Here is a 270-nt window from a genome sequence, read left to right on the forward strand (position 1 = left end):
GGTGAACGACCTGCTCGACGTCTCGCGCGTCACGCGCGGCATGGTGCAGCTGGAGATGGCCGAGGTCGACGTCAAGGCGGTCGTCACCCAGGCCGCCGAGCAGGTCCATCCCTTGATCGTGGCCGGCAAGCACGCGCTGGTGGTGCAACTGGGCACGGCGCGCGCGAGCGGGCTGGGCGACCGCGCGCGCCTGGTCCAGGTCACGGCCAACCTGCTGGCCAATGCGGCCAAGTACACGCCCGCCCGCGGTAAGATCATGCTGACGGTGAC

1 protein-coding gene is annotated in these 270 nt (G+C 70.4%); it reads left to right on the forward strand.

Annotation, left to right across the window (positions count from 1 at the left end; genetic code table 11):
* Nucleotides 1-270 (forward strand): sensor histidine kinase (locus KVT32_RS30160; protein ID WP_371825643.1); only part of this gene is annotated, 270 nt, incomplete at both ends.

Origin of the sequence: Achromobacter sp. GbtcB20, from assembly GCF_019091095.1 — a bacterium.
Lineage (GTDB): Bacteria > Pseudomonadota > Gammaproteobacteria > Burkholderiales > Burkholderiaceae_B > Achromobacter > Achromobacter mucicolens.